This window comes from Tildeniella sp., from assembly GCF_059505325.1.
In genome coordinates, this window is the sequence record NZ_JCACKI010000026.1 from 55,787 (window position 1) to 71,970 (window position 16,184).

General features: G+C 51.2%; 13 protein-coding genes and 2 pseudogenes. 9 read left to right on the forward strand and 6 right to left on the reverse strand.

Features of this window, described 5'->3' with window-relative positions; genetic code table 11:
• Positions 1-106 precede the first annotated feature (106 nt).
• Both AC5JO6_RS11015 and AC5JO6_RS11020 read right to left on the reverse strand, forming a co-directional pair.
• Positions 107-1,051 carry a formylglycine-generating enzyme family protein gene (locus AC5JO6_RS11015; protein ID WP_496081121.1) on the reverse strand — a complete coding sequence of 315 codons (945 nt, stop codon included), beginning with the start codon at positions 1,049-1,051 and terminating at the stop codon, positions 107-109.
• A 323-nt stretch (positions 1,052-1,374) separates the two neighbouring features.
• Positions 1,375-2,805, reverse strand: a complete 1,431-nt coding sequence (locus tag AC5JO6_RS11020; protein ID WP_496081109.1) for a sulfatase family protein — start codon at positions 2,803-2,805, stop codon at positions 1,375-1,377.
• Positions 2,806-3,122: 317 nt separating this feature from the next.
• On the opposite strand from AC5JO6_RS11020, the gene AC5JO6_RS11025 reads away from it, so the two are divergent.
• Complete coding sequence (locus AC5JO6_RS11025) at positions 3,123-4,400, forward strand: tetratricopeptide repeat protein (protein WP_496081110.1); 1,278 nt, start codon at positions 3,123-3,125, stop codon at positions 4,398-4,400.
• Here the strand turns inward: AC5JO6_RS11025 and AC5JO6_RS11030 are convergent.
• The gene (locus tag AC5JO6_RS11030; RefSeq protein ID WP_496081111.1) at positions 4,358-5,149 is read right to left on the reverse strand and encodes a phosphate/phosphite/phosphonate ABC transporter substrate-binding protein; all 792 of its coding nucleotides are present in this window, start codon (positions 5,147-5,149) and stop codon (positions 4,358-4,360) included. The two genes, AC5JO6_RS11025 and AC5JO6_RS11030, sit on opposite strands and share 43 nt — an antisense overlap.
• A 212-nt stretch (positions 5,150-5,361) precedes the next feature.
• On the opposite strand from AC5JO6_RS11030, the gene AC5JO6_RS11035 reads away from it, so the two are divergent.
• On the forward strand, positions 5,362-6,525 hold the full coding sequence (locus tag AC5JO6_RS11035; protein ID WP_496081112.1) for a sulfate ABC transporter substrate-binding protein: 1,164 nt from the start codon (positions 5,362-5,364) through the stop codon (positions 6,523-6,525).
• Between the two features lie 92 nt (positions 6,526-6,617).
• Positions 6,618-7,796, forward strand: coding sequence for a hypothetical protein (locus AC5JO6_RS11040; RefSeq protein WP_496081113.1), 1,179 nt, complete (start codon positions 6,618-6,620; stop codon positions 7,794-7,796).
• Positions 7,797-7,888: 92 nt separating this feature from the next.
• Here the strand turns inward: AC5JO6_RS11040 and AC5JO6_RS11045 are convergent, their stop codons facing one another.
• On the reverse strand, positions 7,889-8,467 hold the full coding sequence (locus tag AC5JO6_RS11045; RefSeq protein ID WP_496081114.1) for a Crp/Fnr family transcriptional regulator: 579 nt from the start codon (positions 8,465-8,467) through the stop codon (positions 7,889-7,891).
• A gap of 158 nt (positions 8,468-8,625) precedes the next feature.
• Between AC5JO6_RS11045 and AC5JO6_RS11050 the strand changes: the two genes are divergently transcribed.
• The 4 genes from AC5JO6_RS11050 (at position 8,626) to AC5JO6_RS11065 (ending at position 11,432) form a co-directional block, all read left to right on the forward strand.
• Positions 8,626-9,093 carry an RrF2 family transcriptional regulator gene (locus AC5JO6_RS11050; protein ID WP_496081115.1) on the forward strand — a complete coding sequence of 156 codons (468 nt, stop codon included), beginning with the start codon at positions 8,626-8,628 and terminating at the stop codon, positions 9,091-9,093.
• 224 nt (positions 9,094-9,317) lie between these two features.
• Positions 9,318-9,758 carry a DUF7980 family protein gene (locus tag AC5JO6_RS11055; RefSeq protein WP_496081116.1) on the forward strand — a complete coding sequence of 147 codons (441 nt, stop codon included), beginning with the start codon at positions 9,318-9,320 and terminating at the stop codon, positions 9,756-9,758.
• Complete coding sequence (locus AC5JO6_RS11060) at positions 9,758-10,555, forward strand: sulfite exporter TauE/SafE family protein (protein WP_496081122.1); 798 nt, start codon at positions 9,758-9,760, stop codon at positions 10,553-10,555. Before AC5JO6_RS11055 ends, AC5JO6_RS11060 begins: the two co-directional genes overlap by 1 nt.
• A 46-nt stretch (positions 10,556-10,601) precedes the next feature.
• Positions 10,602-11,432: a phosphatase PAP2 family protein gene (locus tag AC5JO6_RS11065; RefSeq protein WP_496081117.1), complete on the forward strand. Its 831-nt coding sequence runs from the start codon at positions 10,602-10,604 to the stop codon at positions 11,430-11,432.
• Positions 11,433-11,616: 184 nt separating this feature from the next.
• On the opposite strand, the pseudogene AC5JO6_RS11070 reads toward AC5JO6_RS11065, so the two are convergent.
• Positions 11,617-11,924 (reverse strand): annotated as a pseudogene (locus AC5JO6_RS11070) (type I restriction endonuclease subunit R); the annotation flags it as partial.
• A gap of 211 nt (positions 11,925-12,135) precedes the next feature.
• Between AC5JO6_RS11070 and AC5JO6_RS11075 the strand changes: the two are divergent.
• Positions 12,136-12,423, forward strand: a pseudogene (locus tag AC5JO6_RS11075) (transposase); the annotation flags it as partial.
• Positions 12,424-12,495: 72 nt separating this feature from the next.
• Entirely contained in the window at positions 12,496-15,702 is a 3,207-nt protein-coding gene (locus AC5JO6_RS11080) for a UPF0182 family protein (protein ID WP_496081118.1), read from the forward strand.
• 93 nt (positions 15,703-15,795) lie between these two features.
• Here the strand turns inward: AC5JO6_RS11080 and AC5JO6_RS11085 are convergent.
• Positions 15,796-16,184: Smr/MutS family protein (locus tag AC5JO6_RS11085; RefSeq protein ID WP_496081119.1), on the reverse strand; the 389-nt coding region annotated here is incomplete at its 5' end.

Consider the following 16,184-nt stretch of genomic DNA (forward strand, 5'->3'; position numbering starts at 1 on the left):
TCTTTGAGTCAGCCACGCAGCTCTCAAATAGACAGTACGTAAGCAGAAGAATGACTGGATGATGAGTTCTTCTCCAAAAAACAGACTCGCTTTGATTGACACGCTATCAAGTCGAACCGTCTACTACACAACGAAAGCCGATGTGACACGTTGAGGTATCCACTGTTTCTGCATGACGCGCAGCCGATCGATAACGGCTACAGTAATTAGACGCACATAGAAAAGAGCCACCTTTAAGCACTTTTCGAGGAATCTGCACCGCTGCGTGTTCAGGATCAAAGCTTTCTTCGATCGCGCCTCCAGTTGGATTCTCTGGGATGCAGCAGGATTGATGGCTGGTTTGGGTGAGGTGCGATCGATACCAGTCCGCTGTCCACTCCCAAACATTGCCCACTAAATCGTATAAACCGTAGCCATTGGGAGCATATGAGCCAACCGCCTCTGGACTAGGTGGGCGCGACTTCAAATTTTGCCAGGGAAATTCGCCCTGCCAGATATTTGCCATCACGTTTCCATGCGGCATCAATTCATCACCCCAAGGGTAAACAGATTCTTCCAAACCTCCACGCGCAGCCCGTTCCCATTGCGCCTCAGTTGGCAGTAGTTTGCCTGCCCAAGTTGCATAAGCTTCCGCATCTTCGTAAGCAATATGAACAACAGGATGATGGTCTCGTTTTTTGATGGAGCTACCGGGTCCTTCAGGATGTCGCCAGTTGGCACCTGGAATGTAGCGCCACCAGCAACACGTGCGCAAATCAACCGATCGATGCGGTTGCTGAAAGACCAGCGAGCCTGCTACGAGTAATTCTGGTAATGCCCCTGGATAGTCTTCCAGTTTGGGCGATCGCTCAGCGACAGTAACATAGCCTGTTTCTTTGACAAACCGCTGGAACTGCCTGTTGGTTACGGCATACTGATCCATCCAAAAACCGCTGACTGTCACTGCATGAGCAGGCGCTTCTTCAGGGTAATGATCATCAGACCCCATCGTAAACGTGCCGCCCGGAACCCAAACCATATTTTTGTCAGGCGGCTTGCCCGATCGCGGCATACCGTTCCGTTTAGTCTGGCTGGTTAAAACCGGGTTATCGATCGTCTGCTGTCCAATCTGTTGCTTCATCGATCGTGCTTGAAGAATAGGATTTACGTACAAGGGGTTTAGATCCCCGACTTCTGATGAAAACTTAGCCATCAAAGCCTGCGCCCTTGTAGAAGTCGGGGATCTTTGCGTAAGACCAAAAGAAAAATGTTTGAGGAGATTCAGTCCATTGGATTAGTCAGCGGTCAGCCCATAATTTAAAGCTGATAGCTGATAGCTGATAGCTGATAGCTCATAGCTGCTTTGAAAGTGTGCAGTTATTTTTTAACAAGCTCTTAGGTTGCATAGGGCAACACTTGCGATTCCCATTCCTGAAATCGGGCTTTTAGCGTCGTAAACGTTTTCAACCGCTCGTCTTTGAGATTAACGGTTTCTCCAGGATCAGTAGAGAGATCGAACAGAAACTCGTTGCCTCTGATACTCAAATACTTCCACTTACCGCTGCGAACGGCATTTTGTCGATTTGCGGGGTTTGCCCCAAACCGCCAGAACAGAGTTCGAGCAGAGGCGGGTTTGCGTCCTTGCAGGACAGGCAGCAGGTTTTTTCCATCTAGTGGGGATTGTGGATCTGGTTTTGTGCGAGTCGCCGCCAAAAGCGTTGCCGTCAAATCGTGTGTAATCAACACCTGATCCGTCACCTGGTTAGGTTTGATGACTCCGTTCCAACGAATGAACGCAGGTACTCGAATGCCACCTTCATACAGACTGCCTTTTCTACCCTGATAGGGTCCAAAATTTGAGAACTTTTCGCCGCCGTTGTCGCTGGTAAACACCACGATCGTATTGTCCGCCTGTCCCGATTCTTGCAGTGCTTGCAGAACTTTACCAACCCCCTGATCCAGGCGCTCCATCAATGCAGCGTAAGAAGCAGGTGTACCGTTATTGATCCAGTTTGGTACGCTGTCTCTCCCTACCAGTTCATCACTCAGCGCTTTGTCGTCGGGACCTTGAAAGGGCCAATGAGGGGCGTTGTAGTGCAGGCTGAGATAGAAGGGACGATCGCGCTCTCGTTTAACGAATTCAACCGCACGATCGGTGAACAAGTCGGTGGCATAACCACTGACATTTACTTGCGCATAGTTGACCGACTGTCCTTGTGCCCGACCTTCCCAGAGATCCAGTTCGCCATTGCCATCGACGTGTCTGAAATAATCAATGCCACCACTCAGTAGCCCAAAGAATTCATCAAAGCCATTCTGCCAGGGACCATAGGTAGGAGGATACCCGCCATGCCATTTACCGACCAGCGCCGTGTCGTAACCGTTCTGTTTCAGTAGAGACGCGATCGTGGGCTGTTCAGCAGGCAACCCAACCCGATCGCCGATGTCTCGAATAAAAGCGAGTGGTTCCTGTAAACCAACGGGTATCCGTGCTGGATAGCGTCCTGTAAAGAACGCAATGCGAGTCGGTGTGCAAACGGTTTGAGCCGAATACGCATTGGTAAAGCGAGTGCCTTCCTGCGCCAGCCGATCTAAATTTGGCGTTTGATAAGCAGTTTGACCATCAACGCTGAGGTCACCATAGCCCAGGTCGTCCGTCAGAATGAACAGCACATTAGGACGACGACGGGTGGCAGCGACAGCAGAAAGCTGTTTCAATTCTCCAGCGAGCAACGCTCCAGCAGTCCCAGCGGCAGCAGTTGCCATGAACTGACGGCGGCTGAATGAATTGGATGACTTGTAACCTAGTGACTTGTGCTGACTCATACGTAAGCTCCTTACCATGCCTCACAGAACAAATAATTTAATCTACGATTAATCTATAGGATTACCGTAAATATCCAAACAAGTTCGGAGTATGTCACAGATACTTCAACCTCGCAAGACTTTTTGAGGAAAATTTCAGCGAAGGCTGGACAGGAGAATTCCAGTGAAGGCTGGACAGGAGCATTTCAGCGAAGGCTGATAGCCAAACTCGAATGGCTATCATGAGCGGGTGGAAGCATAGTACGGTTAGTTTATCGAAAAACCGTACTATGTGTTAATGTCGTGCAGTAGTGGAGTTCCATTTGTAGACGTTCTCTATGCTCAAAGATGCCCAAGACTTAGCAGTGACGAGTGTTTCATCGATCGCACTTGCTCACCTCAACAACTTCATGCATCAGGCACTGAGCTACGGCAAAGAGGCTGAAGATGCAATTAGTAATGCTTTAGCTGCTGATCCAACCTGCGCGATCGCTCATGCCTACGCTGCTGCTTATTTCCTCTCTCAAGAAAATGCAGTCGATCGCCAGCAAGCGCTCTGTCATCTCAAAGCAGCTAGACATCATGCTTTGTACGCCACTCAGCGAGAGCAGTGGTATGTACAGGCGATCGATGCTTGGGCAATAGGAGCCATTGATCGAGCGATTTCATGGCATGAGGCGATCGCCCACACTTACCCTCAGGATTTAATCTCAGTCCAACAGGGGCAATATCATTACTTCTACCGAGGCGAGGCGACAAACCTGAAGCGCCTTGCCGAAACCGTTCTGCCTGCTCACTCAGACAATCATTACCTTTATGGAATGCTGGCATTTGGGCTAGAGCAATGCGGTGACTTGAAGCAGGCAGAGTCCATAGGAAGGAAAGCGATCGCTCTGAACCGTCATGATCCGTGGGCGCAACATGCGGTTGCCCACGTGCTGGAAACTCAAGGGCGAGTGGCTGAAGGCATCACCTGGATGGAATGCCATGCGGATACCTGGGCAACCTGCAATTCGATGCTGCTAACGCACAACTGGTGGCATGTTGCCCTTTACTACCTGAAGCAAGGCGATTGGCAAACGACACTGGAGTTGTATGACACTTCTGTATGGGGACATGCCCGGAAAGAAACCCCCAAAGATCAGGTCGGAGCGATCGCCCTACTCCTGCGCTTGGAGTTACAGGGCATTGACGTGGGCGATCGTTGGCAGACGTTAAGTTTCTACCTACGCTCTCGCATGCATGAACACACCTTACCGTTTCAAGATTTACACGCCCTTTATGCCCTGGCACGGACAGGCAAAAAGGTATGGGTCGCAGAGATGCTGCAAAGTATGCAAGCCCATGCTCAAACCGTCGATCGGTCTCAGCGTCGGGCATGGCTTGAGATTGCCGTTCCGACCGCTCAGGGACTGATCGCTCACGCTCAGGAAGACTGGTTAATGGCAATTACCGCCTTGAAGCCTGTCATGCATCGCTTCCAAGAAATCGGCGGTAGCCACACTCAACGCGCTCTGTTTAAGCAGATTTACCAAAATGCCCAACGTAAGGCAGCCTCTTCTGCGCTCTGTACTCACCATTCCATCACTGCCAAACGGTTGTTAAAAACCGCGTAGTCTGCCGATTTGACCGCAGCATAGCGTTGCACTGTCATGCGTTGCATTGCCGCTTGTAAGTTTGCATCAGGTTGAAGCATGGCTGCTTGAATGCGATCGATCACTTCTTTCCCTAAATGCGTTGCTGCAACAAGCGGCGGCATCGGCGAGGGACCAATGGACGCGACGACCCGCAACTGCTGCACGAGTTCAGGAGCATCCCGCAGCGCTTGTTCTAGCACAGTGCTGTCGATCGCTGCCCAATCTGCCTGTCCTGCCAGCACCCACCGGATCGATTGCTGATGGGAACCGGACGCGATCGCGGCATCAAACACAGGTTGGAGCACTTCATCATGCTGCAAGCGCTGCTGTACCAGATGATAGCCACTGTTAGAACCCCGATCGTTGTAGCAAAACGTTGACCCTTGCAAACGTTCCAAATCGGTGAAGCCACTCGACGCTTTCACAATCACATCCGCAAAGTAGATAGGCTGATTATGATACCGAGGCGCTTGCATCACTGGAGCGACTAGCGCTTGCAATTGATAGGGCGCAATTTGGCAATAGCGACCAAACGGCAACCCACAGATGAAGGCAAGATCCAGTTGATCGTGCAGCAACGCTGGATCGTCCAGCGGATCAGATTGTCCTTGCACAAGCTGCACGTCCTGTGCCAGCACTCGACTCAAAAACTCTGTAACCGCTTGATAGAAGCCAAACCAGTTTGGAGCCAGATAAGAGACGACTTTTAGCGGTGTTCGTGTAGTCATGATCGCTCGATCGCAGGTTATTGAATATTACAGGCAGTTTGACAGAGCAATGCAAAGGAGAAAAGCTCATACACCACTAACTTGATCAACATTTTGTAGATTTGTAGTCAAGCCGCTTGATTTTGCGTTGGAGCTGTGACATTCTTTTACTTAGAAAAAATACGGTATCTCTACAAGCTTGCCGTAGATAAACTTCATTAAAAGGACTTCTCATGCGAAACGCCTACCAGTTAGAGAAAAAGCAAATCCAAGTGACGGTGCCATCGCTTCTCACTCAGTTGGCGCGATCGCTACACTCAATGCAGTCATACAAGAAAGGCTCTGCTTTGCTAGTCGCGGCTGGATTCGGGCTTGCTGTATCTTTTCCGGTCATTGCTGCCAGTCCAACGGCTCCATCAGCGCCCTCGATCGCTCAGGGACAGCGGGTGAGCCAGCAGCCCAAAACGGTTGAACTCACGCTGGTTTCCTTTGCTGTGACGAAGGAAGCACACGACAAGATCATCCCGCTGTTTCAAGAAAAGTGGAAACGCGAGCAGGGTGGTCAAGCGGTAAAGTTCAATCGCAGCTACGCTGGCTCTGGTACTCAAGCGCGAGCCGTGGTTGACGGACTGGAAGCCGATGTGGTGTCGCTAGCACTGGCTCTCGACACCTACCGCGTCCAGAAAGCAGGGCTGATTAATCCCGGCTGGGAGAAGGACGTGCCAAATGATGGCATTGTGTCGCGATCGGTGATTACCTTTGTCACTCGTCCTGGCAATCCCAAAGGCATTCGGACGTGGGCAGATTTGGTCAAGCCAGGAATTACGGTGATTACGGCAAACCCAAAAACGTCTGGGGGAGCGCGTTGGAACTTTTTAGGACTGTGGGGTTCGGTCGGTCAAATTGGCACGGCTGAAGACAAGGCACGCGAGTACGTCACTCAGGTTTACCGCAACGCGCCAGTACTACCCAAAGATGCGCGGGAAGCCACCGATGCCTTCTTCAAGCAAGGACAGGGGGATGTGTTGCTGAACTATGAAAATGAAATGATCCTAGCGTCTCAGAAGGGAGAGAGTGGCTTCTTCACGGTGGTGCCCCAAACCAATATTTCCATTGATAACCCGATCGCCGTGGTCGATAAAAATGTCGATAAACACGGCACTCGTGCCGTCTCCGAAGCCTTTGTGCAGTTTCTCTTTACTCCTGAAGCGCAACGGGAGTTTGCCAAAGTGGGGTTTCGCCCCGTGAATACGGCTGTGGCAAAGGAGTTTGACAAGAAGTTTCCCAAAGTGACGAAACTCTACACGGCAAAGGACTTTGGCGGTTGGGATACGATTCAGAAGAAATTCTTTGACGATGGCACCGTGTTTGACCAGATTTACACGGCTCAACGGTAGGCAATGTTCTTCACGCTGCCTGCGATCGTGGCACTCTACCACCTATGGTTGCTCCATCCAAAGCTACTCTGTTCAATGCTGAATGATTGGTAATGATGTCTGAAGCCTCCATACAACGCTTGAGGACGGTTCGTCCTTCTGCTCAACCCTCTCTAGACGGCACTCCATTGTTACCAGAAGAGACGCTAAATCAGCCAGAATCCCATTTAACAGAGGTTGCTGAGGAACAATCAGACGAAACCAATCGCTCTCCTCGTTCCTCTGGAGTGGAGCGATCGCATGCGCATAACATCATCAGTTTGCCCGATCAGGCAGCGAAATCTCGCATTCCTTGGTGGTTGAATGTAAGCACTCTGGTATCTCTGGGGCTACATGGCTTACTCCTGTTCTTGCCCATGGGACACGAATCCACTAAGCCACCCAAACCTCAAGAGAAACAGGTACGCATTACGCAGCTACCCACGCTGACCAAAGTTGCACCTGTGAAGACACTACCTAAACCGAGGGTTACGCCAAGAGTGGTCAGCGATCGTCCGACAACTCCTCCATTGAAACGAGCAGTTGCGCCTCCCCCATCTCAACCCGCTCCTGGTTCGCCAAACGCCAACTCTTGGGCAGATTTCCCCTTATATCCCAACTCGCAACCAGGCTGTTTTGGCTTGCCATCTTGTTTGCAAGTAGATGATGCTTTGAGCCAGGTGACAGCCTTTTTCGCCAGGGAGTTACCCGCAAAGAAGTATGACCTGAAGCCAACGTTAAAGGAGGCAGGCAGAGAGATCTACCAGGTTTCCCGTGGTGGGCAAACTCAATTTCTGAGCGTGATCACCAGTGAAAAGGGAACCGTCTATGTTTTATCGGATGCACCACGATCGCTCGAAGACCTGAAAAAAGCGGTAGAAGTGCCCCCCGAAGTTTCAGACATTCTCAGCAATTTGGACGCAAAGACAGCCGAGCCTTCCCTCTTCGCGCAACCGGATTTGTTTTATACCCGATCGACTGAAAAAGGGCTTGGAGCTGGGGCACAGGTGCCGCGATCGGGCATTCGCAACATCAGCTTAGTCCCCGATCAAGTGGCAGCAGACATGATGAATGCCTTCTTTCAAACGAACCTACAAAACAGCGGTTATGAGGTGACCGATCGCCAACAGCAGTACGGCGGTGGCAACGTCTATCAGGTGAAAAAACCGACCGTGACGCTCTATCTCAACCTGGTTCCAACCAAGGACAAGTCCGGCACATTAGTCGTGACATGGAAAGATGCTCCGCGTTGAAGTTTCTTTAGCGGGATTGTCGATCGCACCGATCGCTCGTGCCATTGAGCGCAGCGTCCTTTTGCAGGTGCATCTTAATTGCAGATTGATATTTAAATTTCGTAGTGCCAGACTTCCGTTTCTTTTAACACGATGCGTCCTACAGGACGGCGATCGATCAAGCCTTGCTGTTCAAACTGGTTGAGTGTGCGGGTAATCGTCACGCGAGTTGTACCGAGAAGCTCGGCAATATCTTGATGCGTCAGACGGAAGTCGATTAAGCGCCCTGCTCCTACCTCACGCCCAAATTTGTTGGCTAACCAACTCAGCAACTGTAGCAGCATGGCATCAACTTTTCTGTGGCTGCGGATGACGGCTAGTTCTTCAAGTTGGCGACTGTAAGAGAGCAATGCTTCTGGTTCTTGCTGCCATTCCATCAACAAGGTTGCCTCAACCTTGGTCAGGCATTCAATTTGCACTGACTCAGAGGCTAGAGTTCGATCAATGATATCGCCAGTACCCCAAAAACCGAGGGCTACAACTGTGCCATCTTTTAACCACGTCACTGATCGCATTGCGCCAGCTTCGATTCTCCAAGCACAGTTATAAGTAAGGGGCACAAACGATCGAGGCGGAAACTGGCGGGGAGTGGTTTGCCCAACAAGCTGTTTCGGGTAAAGAGAGGTAACCATGCTTGCAGAAAGTACTTTATCCCGATAGACTAATCGTAATTTGATGCACTGTCAATCTCTAAGCGAACGAATAAGGATTTATGCCCTAAGTAACCTAAATTGCTTGGGCAACCCGTTGAGTAACGTCGATAGATTTACCTCTAGTCTTCAAGAACGCCTTGAATAGCCCACCAAACAGCCTAAATTACGAGCCTTTAGACCTATCATCTAAGGTGGAATATGCGTTACTAGCACTCTTGGCACTGGCTAACCATCCTGATCAGCAGTCCCCTTTGACGATCAGCAGCATTACTGCCAGACATGGCATTCCAGAGCGCTACCTGGAACAAATTTTGACCATCCTGCGGCGCGGCGGCATTGTTCACAGTCAGCGAGGCGCGCGTGGCGGTTATGCGTTGACCCGCGAACCCTGGCAGATTAGTTTGCTAGAGGTGATCGCTCTGATGGATGGCACGCGCAAACCCCGTGAACACACGCTACTGATCACGCCAGAACGCGAGGTATTGCACAAAACCTGGCAGCAAGCGAATGTGCTTTCACAGGCTTTCTTGCAAAACTGCACCCTGCAAGATTTGTGCCAACAACTGGAAGCGCACCAGCAGAAAGCGCCCATGTATTACATTTAGTCCAGCGCAACGGCATTGATGCCACCAATCTCTATCTTTGGAGTGGTTTTGTGAGGATACAGTAGGGCATCAAACTTTAAGTGTTCAAGCCGTGACATAATAAAATACGGTAAACCCATTAAGATACCGTACTTAATATGAATGAGCTTGTGGAAAGAAAGGAGGAGCCAACCTCAGCCCCGCTAGTGGAACGCGATCGTGGGTTGAACTCCTTGTTTCGCAGAATGAGTAACCTTTTCTGGAACCGTCCTTCCTGGAAGAAGATGGGGGGCGGCTTACTCTTTGCGATCGGCTGGCTGCTCTCACCCTTGTGCTGGTGGAATGACTTGATTATTAATCTACCTGTTGCCTATGGCTTTGGCTATCTCTGCCACTGGATGGCGGCAGATTGGTTCTTACCTGGAACCATTATCGGCTACTGGCTCTCCAATCTGCTGGGTATTCTTTTGATGCAAGTCGGTGCGATCGCCGTCTTTCAAGCTCCCACTCACGAACGCCACTTAAAGCAAGAATTGTTGTTCGGGGTCGTTTCTTCTTCCATCTTTACAGTAGGAATTTTACTGCTTATCCATTTTCAGATTCTGTCACTGCCCACTCTGTTTGCCAAGGAAGGGATCGCTCCTTTAGGTACTGTTTGGCTTAAGGCGGCGATCGTACCCTCATGATGGACACCTTACTCCTTTCTTGCCTGAGTTTTGGCGTGGGCATTGTTGTGGGTCTAACTGGGATTGGGGGCGCTTCTCTGATTACGCCAATGCTGATTTTCGTCTTTCAAGTGCCTGCTTCGGTTGCCATTAGCTCTGATGTGGTTGCAGCGACATTGATGAAAGTGGTCGGTGGAGTCAAGCACTGGCGACAGCAAACCGTCGATCGCACTGTTGTTCAATGGTTGGCGTTAGGCAGCGTGCCTGGTTCGCTGGTCGGTGTTGGCATTTTGCATCATCTGCGGCAGATGGCAGCGATAAATCTGGATGATTTACTGGTGCGGCTGATCGGCGGCGCTATCCTGATTGTGACCCTGATAGCGCTGGTGCAACTGCTGCTATTAACTGTTGCACCAGATTGGCAACTACCAGCATTACCGAAGTTTGATTTAGCTACTTTGCGTGGTCGCAGTTTCACGATCGCGATCGGTGCCGTTTTAGGCTGCATCGTTGGTTTAACCAGCGTGTCGTCTGGCTCCATGTTTGCGCTGGTGCTGATTGCGTTCTTTCAACTGGATGCCCGTAAATTGGTCGGCACTGACTTGGCACAAGCTGGCATTTTGCTAGTGTTTACGTCGATCGGGCATTTGACATTGGGAACGGTTGATTGGAGTTTGGTTTTACCCATCTGGCTGGGTTCTGTGCCAGGGGTGCTGGTGGGGGCAAAGCTGTGCAGCTTAGCGCCACAGCGACTGCTACGGTTTATCATTTATCTGCTTTTGGTCGCCGTCAGTTGGAAATTGGCTCATCCGTTATGAGTTAATTTCTTACAATAAAAGCGGTCATTTTAAGGCTCTTCACTGGATGTTAGATTTAGATCGCTGGAAGCAACCCCGATCGTTCCTTCAATTTCTGCGGCAGATTCTGGTAGCGCGATGGCAATTATTGTTGCTACTGGCGATCGGAGTGTGTTTGCCGTTGCTGGTTTTTGAACAACTTGCAGTGGTTGTGTGGCGAAAGCCAAGCGGCTTCTCGTGGGATACTTCCATTCTGCTGGCGATTCATGCAACGGCACAGCCAAGGCTTGATCGCATCGCCTCGACGTTGACAAAGTTTGGGGTCTTTCACGGCGTGTTTCCGGCTGGGGTTGTGCTCTCACTCGTGTTGCTATCTCTGCGACGCTGGCGATCGCTCACCTACTGGCTGCTTACCTTGGGTGGCAGCATCGTGATTAACCGCACGGTCAAGTTTTGGCTACATCGCGTTCGCCCTAGCCTATGGGATGCTGCTGCGCCAGAACTTGATTTTGCCTTTCCCAGTGGTCATGCGATGTCAAGCATGACGTTCGTGGCGGCGTTGCTGCTGTTGACGTGGGGCAGCCGCTGGTCAGTGTGGGTTGCTAGTCTGGGTAGTGCCTTCGTCGTGGCGATCGGCTGGACGCGCTTATATTTAGGCGTGCATTTTCCAAGTGACATCTTAGCTGGCTGGTTGATATCCATCGCGTGGGCGATCGGCGTAAGTTTGATCATTCAGCCTCGCATAGTACAATTGTCGGATCTAGCGGCAGACGCGCCGCCAGAAGAAACCTGGAGCTGCGTTGGGAGCACAGGACGGCGATCGCATCTCATCTTCACCCAACGCTCTTTGCTATCCGAGCACCCAACACAACCAATGGAGCAGAGCGACGACCTTTGAAAACCAGTCTAGATTCAAGCCCAATCAACTCTTTGAAGGAAGAGCTGAAAAAATTGAACAAAGTTCATTAGTCAATCTCATCATCTTCAGAACCAACAGAGCACAATTTCATCCAGATCATCTCGAATGGCTTCAACCAAGACATTCTGGTGCATGAGTTCGCGGTCTTTGCCAGAGTCTCTCAATCAAGGTCTGAGAGACTACCCGTTAGTTCTGCGTAACCGTCGTCGATCGCCGCCTTATCGATGTGCAGTTCCACGAGGCGTGGCTCAAAATGAAGTGGCAGTGCGGCTCCATCACAATCGATTCCTCAAAGCCGTAGCGACTCAGATAGAAGGTATTGCGATCGACTTTGTTGATGGGTGTTCCGGTAAAGCCAAACAGGAACGTATTGGGCAACGCGGCTCGCATCTTCATGCCCAGATCACCTTCCTGGGTGCGGTGAGCCTCATCTACCAGAACAATGATGTTGTCACGCTCATTGAGAACACCATCGGTTGGCAACACCAAGTCCAGTTGCCCTCCATGGCTGGTGAACGCCGGAGCCATTCCCGCCTCAGCTTGAGCGAAGTGATGACGAGGCTCCACAGAAGCGGCTGCGCCAACGCTGTGGCGTTTCACGGGTCTGGCTTTCGTACGTTTAAGGAGTTTTATACCTTGTGCGTCTTGCCGCACTGGCGACGTGCGTTTCCGAACCTGGTCACTCATCACTAAGTCCAAGAAGAACATGAAAAGCCGCCTGGTCAAGCTGATTGACAAGATTTTGTTGCGGAAGCGAGCACTCATGGCATCGATGAACGACCAACTCAAGAACCTGTGCCAGATTGAACACTCACGCCTAAGTGCTTCGCACACGCTTCGCACACGCAGTTGGTTCAATTGCTTAGTCAACTTGCTGGCAGGTTTAATCGCGTATACTTATCAGGAGAAAAAGCCCTCCTTAGACTTAGAGTGCAAAGACTTACCAGCACCGCCTCCTGCTATCTTTTGACCTCGTCGAATTGACGTTAAAGCTGTGCAGTGATCTTTCAACAAGCTTCTCGCTTTCGGTTAGCATTCAGTCATGAATGGGCGCGTATTACGGTTAATTGGACTTTCGCTAGCACTGGTAGGGTTGATTGGCGTTATTTGCCAGTTTGCCGCTGAGCGCTTTTGGTTTGCAGAAGTCGGTTACACAGAAGTTTTCTGGCTACGCTTGCTGACTCAGGTCGGCGGTTGGGCGATCGTTTCGAGCATCAGCGCTGGTTTTCTGTTGACAAATCTGGCGCTGGCTCAACGGCTCAAACAGTCTCAAACATCAGAAAAAGTCGCGGACTTGATGGCAAGAGGCTTACTAAGAAGCGATCGCCGCCTTCAAGCTCACCGCAGCTTTACTCGGCGATCGACTGCCCTTGTAGGCAAACCGCTCCCCCTCAAGTGGCTACTGCCAGGTGTGTTGGGACTTATTCTGCTGGTGGGGCTGCTTTTACTGCATCAGGTGCAGGCTGGCGTGACGGCTTGGCAAAGTGCGATTCAGCAAAGCAATGGGCTGCTGGCGCTACCCGATCGCTTTCATTTTGATGCTCATTGGCAGGGTAGAGAGTTCCTGTCTCTGAGAGCCTTCTCCCCAACCGTCTATCTGTTCGTTGGACTCCTAGCCGCAGTCGCGATCGCCATACTGCTGTATCCGGCACGACTATTAAGCGCGATCGCCCTTGCCATTAGTCTGAGCCTGGGGTTCATTCTGTCGGCGCAGTGGAGTCGGTTTTTGCAATGGTTCCATGCGGTGCCGTTTGGTAAAACCGATCCTGTTTTTAGCCATGACATCAGCTTTTATGTGTTTGGGCTGCCGATCGTAGAACTGTTAGCGTTCTGGTTCGTTGATCTGTCTTTATATGGGCTGTTAGCTGTTCTGTTGGTTTACCTCCTCGCAGGCAATAGCTTAAGTCAAGGGTTTTTTCATGGTTTTTCGTACCGTCAAAAGCAGCATCTAGCGGGTTTAGGTAGCTGCTTCATGCTGGCAGTGGGTCTGCACTATTGGCTGCGTCGGTATGAGTTGCTTTACTCAACCCGTGGCGTAACCTACGGGGCTAGCTATACGGATATGAACGTGCTTTCGCCAGCCTATACGGTGCTTAGCGTTCTGGCAGGGGCGATCGCGATCGTCTTGGGCTGGCAAGCGATTGGGCGGAAGGCAGAAGGCAGAAGGCAGAGGGCAGAGGGCAGAAGGCAGGAGGTACCGTTGTTGACTCCACAAGCGAAGCAGGAGTCAATGATGTTAGAAGAGGGCAGAAGGCAAGGTATCGATATGAAGCTGACTGTTCCTTCTTTGCTTTCGGGTTCTTTTGTCTTTGTGCTGCTCGGCTCCTATCTTGCGATCGCCCTTGGTTCTACAGTGCTTCTTCCCAATGTCATTCAGCGACTGGTTGTACAGCCCAATGAACTTGCTCTCGAACAGCCCTACATTCGTCGTAGTATTGCACTCACCCAGGCAGCTTTTGCCTTAGACAAAATTGAGGTAAAGCCATTTAATCCACAAGCCAACCTGACGGTTGAAACACTCGCAGCCAATCAGCAGACCACACGCAATATTCGCCTTTGGGACACGCGACCGCTCTTAGAAACAAACCGTCAACTGCAACAAATTCGACCTTACTACCGCTTTTTTGATGCCGATATCGATCGCTATACCTTTGAAGGGAGAGGGGAGAGAGGAGAGGAGAGAGGGGCTGAGGAATCCGCTGCGAAGGCAATCCTGGAGAAGCAGCAGGTATTAATTGCTGCGCGGGAGTTGGACTATGCAGCGGTGCCGAAAGAAGCGCAAACCTGGGTTAACGAACATCTGGTTTATACGCACGGTTATGGCTTCACGCTCAGTCCGGTCAATGAGGTAGCAGATGGGGGCTTGCCTAACTACTACGTGAAGGATATTGGAGCCAGTACAGCCCCGATCGACAGCAAGCCGAGTCCCGTCGATGCGTTCCGCGCTAGCATCCCCACTGCCAACCCTCGCCTCTACTACGGTGAGTTGTCCAATACCTATGTCATGACGGGGACACGAGTGCAAGAGCTGGACTACCCCAACGGCAGCACTAATGCGTACAACGTTTACGATGGCGCTGGTGGTATTGGCATTGGTTCGCTTTGGCAACGTTGCTTGCTGGCAGGCTACCTCAGAGATTGGCAAATGCTGCTAACGACTGACTTTACGCCGCAGACAAAACTGCTGTTTCGACGCAATATTAACGATCGCATCCGTGCGATCGCGCCTTTTCTGCAATATGACCATGATCCGTATCTGGTAGTGGCAGATGTTGGTCAGGAGGCAAGCGCAGGGAAGCGGGAAGAAGGCTCGATTAAAACGCCAAACTACCTGTATTGGATGGTGGATGCGTATACGACGAGCGATCGTTATCCCTACTCTGATCCCAGCCAGCTTGCGTCTGTCAGCGGTGTGCAGGCGACACCACGCGGCGAAAAATTTAACTACATGCGGAATTCGGTCAAGGTGGTCGTGGATGCGTACAACGGTTCCGTTGACTTCTACCTTGCCGATCCTGGTGATCCATTTATTCAAACCTGGTCGGCTGCGTTTCCAACTCTGTTTAAGCCGCTTAGTCAGATGCCAGTCGCCTTACAGAACCACACGCGTTATCCCGCAGACTTCTTTAGCGCCCAGTCAGAGCGGCTGCAAACGTACCATATGACCGATCCGCAGGTTTTTTATAACCGGGAAGATCTGTGGCAGGTGCCGACCGAAATCTATGGCGACCAGCCGCAGCTTGTAGAACCTTATTACCTCATCACGAAGTTGGCAAACGCCAAGAACGAAGCTGGAGATCTGGCACAAGACGAAGAATTCATTCTGCTGCTGCCCTACACACCCAATCGACGGACGAATCTAACGGCATGGTTAGCCGCCCGATCGGATGGTGAAAACTATGGCAAGTCGCTGCTGTACGTCTTTCCCAAACAGCAATTGGTGTACGGCACTGAACAAATTGAAGCGCGCATTAACCAAGATCCTGTGATATCGCAGCAAATTTCTCTGTGGAATCGCGCTGGCTCACGGGCGCTACAGGGTAACTTGCTGGTCATTCCGATCGAACAGTCTCTTCTTTATGTGGAACCATTGTACCTACAGGCAGAGCAAAACAGCCTGCCGACCCTTGTGCGAGTAATTGTTGCCTACGAAAATCGGATCGCAATGGCAGAAACCTTGGATCAAGCCCTTCGAGCCGTCTTTCAGCCAAAGGAGCGGTTGCCCGCGATCGTTCGCCCCGTTCAGTAAAGATTAACGGCACGCGCTTAGACCAGCCATTAGCGATCAGCCATCAGCTTTTCTCTGACTGCTGATAGCTGACGGCTGACCGCTGATAGCTCTTTAACGCAGGTAAGCAAGCGTCACTCCAGCCCCACCATCCGTCCGGCTTGCCAACTCATAGCGTTCCACTTGAGGATGATGTTGCAAGAACGCGTGAACGCCCTGCCTCAGTTTTCCCGTGCCATGTCCGTGAATAATCCACAGCACACCGCTGTCGTATGCTTGCGCGATCGCCTGTTCCATCATTGGCTCTGCATCAGCAACCCGAGTCCCGCGAATGTCGATCGTATTGCGAGATGTACGAATGACGGGGGAGTCGGGAGTCGGAAGTCGGGAGTCGGAAGAAGGCGCATTTGAAGTGCTGTGTGTTGTGTGTTGTGTGTTGCGTTGATCTTGACCGCTGACCGCTGACTGCTGACCGCTGACCGCTGACCGCTGACCGCTGACCG